This is a genomic window from Flavobacterium collinsii (assembly GCF_902804485.1).
GTDB lineage: Bacteria > Bacteroidota > Bacteroidia > Flavobacteriales > Flavobacteriaceae > Flavobacterium > Flavobacterium collinsii.
The window spans coordinates 1-1,340 of record NZ_CADCST010000179.1; the positions used below are offsets into that span (position 1 = coordinate 1).

General features: G+C 33.1%; 1 protein-coding gene. It reads left to right on the top strand.

Annotation, left to right across the window (positions count from 1 at the left end; translation table 11 throughout):
• Nucleotides 1-246 precede the first annotated feature (246 nt).
• The gene (locus tag FLA105534_RS23330; RefSeq protein WP_173968472.1) at nt 247-654 is read left to right on the top strand and encodes a helix-turn-helix domain-containing protein; all 408 of its coding nucleotides are present in this window, start codon (nt 247-249) and stop codon (nt 652-654) included.
• The last annotated feature ends 686 nt before the right edge of the window (nt 655-1,340 follow it).

The window sequence follows — 1,340 nt, forward strand, 5'->3', positions numbered from 1 at the left end:
CGTTCTAAAGTGGAATCTTGACTATTATTTCTCATCGCAACAAAATTTATTAAAGTTAAATTTTGTTACCGAAATATCTAACCTTTACAGAAATGACAAGGATCGCATTTCTTCAAAATCAAAAATGGTAAGAAAAGTTGTATTTTTACAACGTTGGAAAACAATTTACAAAATGTATCCCACAAGTGAATACTTGTTTTCGACCAAAACCAAAAAATGTAAAAAAAAATTAAATATCTTTGAGCTATGAGCACAGCACCAAAACCTAAACATATCGGTCGAAATATTAGCCGAATTAGAGAACTGAGAGATATGAAACAGGAAGCCCTTGCACAAGCAATTGGCACAACCCAGCAATCGATCTCTATTATTGAAGGAAGCGAAAGCGTTGATGACGAAAAACTTAAAAAAATCGCCGAAGCTTTAGGTGTACCAGCTGAAGTGATAAAAAATTTTTCAGATGAAGCTGTTTTTAATATTATTGGAAACACTTATCATAATGATGCTTCTTCTATAAAAAATAATAATTGCACTTTTAACCCGTTAGACAAACTTCTTGAATCTTACGAAGAGAATAAAAAACTTTACGAACGTCTGGTTGAAGCGGAAAGAGAGAAAGTGACTCTTTTAGAAAATTTACTAAAGCAAAAATAAGCACAAATAATATATTTATAGAAAACCGAAGTTCTGACGCTTCGGTTTTTTTATGCCACAGATTAAACTAATTTTAAAAGATTTCTTATCAGTACATTGACTGAAAACGATAAATTTCGAAAAACGCTCTGAAAGAGCTTTAGCAATAGGATGGTACAAAGTGCCATCGGGAAAAAACACATTGGCATATAAGCCCTGAAAGGGCGAAAGCCTAATCTCAAAGAAAACATTCTTCAGATCATACATCTTGTTTATTTAACTTACTTCATAATTGCTTTTACCCTTTCAGGGTAATACTTACTGTTCCTTTAGTTTGTAGTGCGCTGCACTACGTTGTTGCTTTTGGGCTTTCAGCCAGTTTTAAAAATCTCGAAAACTTATAATCACAAATCCGAGCGATCAGATTAATGTGTTGTCTTAATAAATAGAACAATTTAATATTTTTCCGTTTCTTAAAAAACGAATTCGCGTGAGGGATAGAGGCGGTATCCTTTTATGAAGTGAAACGGAATAAAAGATATAGCCGAAAGCCCGACCCGGAGGGGCACGCCAATATTGAAATTCTAAGTTGCTGCGATGTTCTCAATGTTGTCATTTCTGTAAAGGTTAGATATTTCGGTAACAAAATTTAACTTTAATAAATTTTGTTGCGATGAGAAATAATAGTCAAGATTCCACTTTAGAAC